The organism is Methanosarcina sp. A14, from assembly GCF_001729375.1.
Classification (GTDB): Archaea; Halobacteriota; Methanosarcinia; order Methanosarcinales; family Methanosarcinaceae; genus Methanosarcina; species Methanosarcina barkeri.
In genome coordinates, this window is sequence record NZ_LZPK01000155.1 from 1 (window position 1) to 3,437 (window position 3,437).

A 3,437-nucleotide genomic window follows, 5' to 3' on the forward strand; every position below is an offset into this window, starting at 1 on the left:
GCCTCCAAGCACGGCTGCCATAACTCTTCGGGTTGGAGTCATTTCACTTACCATGATATATGTCTCCTTTTATTTATTAATATGAATATTTGGATATTTAACTAAATGCAGTTAGCATAATAAGGAAAAATATATATATCTCTAAAAAATACGGAAAAATTTATATATGTTTAAATTTCATTGCACGAATGTGTTCAACAACCACTTTATTTTTCCCAAGACCCTCAAATTTCACACCAGAGAGTTCACACCAGAGAGTTCACACCAGAGAGTAAAAGGCTTGCTTCTGCTTAAACAGAGTATAAAACGATCCTATAAGCGCGCATTCAAAAAAAGTTAAGTTTAAAATAATATCAAAAGTCTATATTACAGGTATATGGAAAATTCACATCAAAACTGTATTGTGAACATACACAGGTAATTCCCAGATTTTTCCGTTAAGAAAAAACGAATCCTCATATTTTTCTACTCTTTATACATTTTTTCTTGTTTTCTAATTATTATATTTTGTTTTTTCTTGTTTTCTAATTATTATGTTTTGTTTTTTATGTGTTTAATTTTATATTTTTATTTATTATCATCTTCAAAAGTAAGTAAAACTTTGCACACCCGAACACGGTTTTTTAAAAAGAAGAAATATATCTCTAATTCTCTATATTATTAAATATAAAAATCAAACAGAAAAATATTCCGTCAGGATACAGGATCATGGTAAATGTGATTTCCCATTTTGGAGTAGGTCTTCTCATTGCTCTGGCTTTAGGCCTGAAAGGGAATAAACTGAAAGTCGTAGCTTTATTATCCGTGCTTCCTGACCTGGATTTTATCCTGTACTCGATATTTATCTATGCAAATAGTAGCCTGAGCCCTGCGGTAAGAAACCAGCTTTTTTATCTGGTCGGGCACAGAGAGTTCATGCATTCTATCCTTTTCATTGTTCTGGTTACGTTTATCCTCTGGTTTAAGACAAAGAATTGGCTTTTTACGGTTGGAGGATTCCAATCTCTTTTCTTTCACTCTTACCTGGATTATGTCACAAGCTGGAAAATGCGTCCCCTGTACCCGTTCAGTACGGATGCTTCCATTATGAGTGCGGTTTATTTCTTCGACCCTCTGTTAAACCTGCTACCTCTCCTGCCCCTCTTTATTGTAATTTTAGTAAATCTGAGCCACACAGGAAAAATAAATGGAAGATTTAAGAGATTTTGCACTTTCATATCAAATGTTGATGATAAGCTCTATGCCTCGCTTATTCTTTTGTTACTTGTCTGGCTTACCGTCATGCCGGTCTCAAAAGCTTTTCTTATCAACCATATTTCCTGGGCAGAAAACACCGAAATAAGCTACCAGAATACCTATCCTGAATCCATGAGTCAGTTCCTGACTGCGTATTCATATAATTCAACTCATTATAGAGTCCTGGAAATAAGTTATCGTTCAGGGATTGAGAAAAGTATGTACGTTGAAAAATTATCCGTAGACGGAAATGTCCCTGACGCTGCTGCTTATGTTAAAAGAGCAGAAAACTTATACGGAGCAGGTGTTCCTCAGGAAATCGATTATCCGGTCTACTCGGTTTCCAAAACAAATGATTCTGTAACGGTTATTCTCAGTGATGCCAGAAATCCGTATATCAGAGATATAGCTTATTTTAAGTCGTTTTACAGGTTTGTTTTTGACAGGAAAAACGCAAAGAAATACGAAGTATATGCAAGTATGCATGGCAGCCAGGAGGAGAGATTAGGCATGAACTGGTTTGGATGAGCCTTTAAATGATGAACCAGAACGTTTATGCATTGGAAATCCTCTGAAAAACCACACTTAGTCTCTTTCGTTACGGTAGCCAATAAAAGATTCTTTTTTTCATAATTTATCAGTTGCTTTATATAATATAAGTTAAATATTATGGGGCGCTATAGTGCCAAGAAATTTGTTCTCCTGAGTTTTTTGAATGAGCCTATCCCAAAAGCTCATTTACTCTAATTATTACTGCTACCATTACAACTCCTAAATATGATGTCTCTTTAATTTCATATCTCGGAAATACTTTCTTGCATGATTCTATCCAACTAAAGAACCTTTCTACTATGCTTTTCTTTTTGTATTCTTCCTGATCTACCTTTATTGATCTTCCTCTCTTTTTTTTCTTCCGATTTCTTTTATTTACTGGTATGTTGGACTTTATTCCTCTTCTCCTGTTATATTTTCTAATTTTAGCTGTATCATACATTGCATCATCTGTTACTTTGGAAGGTCTGTTAACAGGCCTTCCTATAGGTCTTTTTATATTGAAATTTTTAAAGTGTAGGTATATAAAGTGTAGAATCATTTTTATTTGCAGAAACAATGATAAAAGTTAATGAAAAAATAAATTATATCCGGGTGACTCAAATTTGCATTTTAGACTAAAATGCACTTGTGCATTAAAAAATAAGTTTTAAATCACACTTATCATTTCGTTGTATCCCTTTTTCTTCCCTTTTCAATCACTGTTATTAAATTGCTCCTTCAAAACTTGCTATTCCTTAAGAGATCTCATTTTCATACTTTACTTTGCCCGTAAAAACAACTTTTACCTGATCTCCAGCTTTAAGGATGCCTTCAATCTTTTCACGGTTAAACCTGAACATCCTTTCAGAAATCTGAAAGTACTTGAAAATACTTTCATGCTGATTAGATAGTGACAATAATTTATTAAAAATAATATATATGATATAGGTTCTTAACTCTACAAAATAGGATGGGTGGGCCCTTTGTCATATTTGATTAATGACCCACCACTATTACTTTAGCCTTGATCTTTTTTATTGTTTTTCAACTTAGGGTTTATTTGTTTTCAGAATATATGCCAGGCCTTGTATTTGTTGTCACTTTTATATAATTTGTTTTTGTTATCGTATTGCCACCTGCAGCATTGCTTACTGTAAGAGTAACCTTATATGATCCTCCCTGCAAATACTGATGTTCTGGATTCTGTTCCCTTGAAATTGTTCCGTCTCCAAAACTCCATTTCCATTTAGCCGGGATTCCTGTGCTTGTGTCAGTAAAAGTAACCTTTAATGGTGCTTTGCCTGATGTGACGTTACTGGTGAAGCTTGCAACAGGTTTTGTTATCACTTTTATATAATTTGTTTTTGTTACCGTGTTACTGCCTGCAGCATTCTTTACTTTTAAGCTAACATTATATACCCCTGCATTTGAATACTTATGAGTCGGATTCTGGTGGAATGACTTTGATCCGTCTCCAAAGTCCCATTTCCATGCAGCAGGTGTTCCTGTGCTTGTGTCAGTAAATTTAACCTTTAATGGTGCTTTTCCTGATGTAGCACTGCTGGTGAAGTTTGCAACAGGTTTTGTTATAACTTTTATATAATCTGTTTTTGTTACCGTATTACGGCCTGCAGCATTCTTTACTGTTTAGTTAACAGTATATACTC

General features: G+C 34.2%; 2 protein-coding genes and 1 pseudogene. 1 reads left to right on the forward strand and 2 read right to left on the reverse strand.

Annotation, left to right across the window (positions count from 1 at the left end; all coding sequences use genetic code 11):
• Positions 1-708 precede the first annotated feature (708 nt).
• Positions 709-1,764 (forward strand): metal-dependent hydrolase, encoded by a 1,056-nt coding sequence (locus A9239_RS08110; protein WP_048155351.1) that lies wholly within the window; start codon positions 709-711, stop codon positions 1,762-1,764.
• Positions 1,765-1,957: 193 nt separating this feature from the next.
• Here the strand turns inward: A9239_RS08110 and A9239_RS08115 are convergent, their stop codons facing one another.
• Together A9239_RS08115 and A9239_RS18235 are read right to left on the reverse strand one after the other, a co-directional pair.
• Positions 1,958-2,230: a transposase gene (locus A9239_RS08115; protein WP_158498922.1), complete on the reverse strand. Its 273-nt coding sequence runs from the start codon at positions 2,228-2,230 to the stop codon at positions 1,958-1,960.
• Positions 2,231-2,826: 596 nt separating this feature from the next.
• A pseudogene (locus tag A9239_RS18235) lies at positions 2,827-3,437 on the reverse strand (PKD domain-containing protein); the annotation flags it as partial.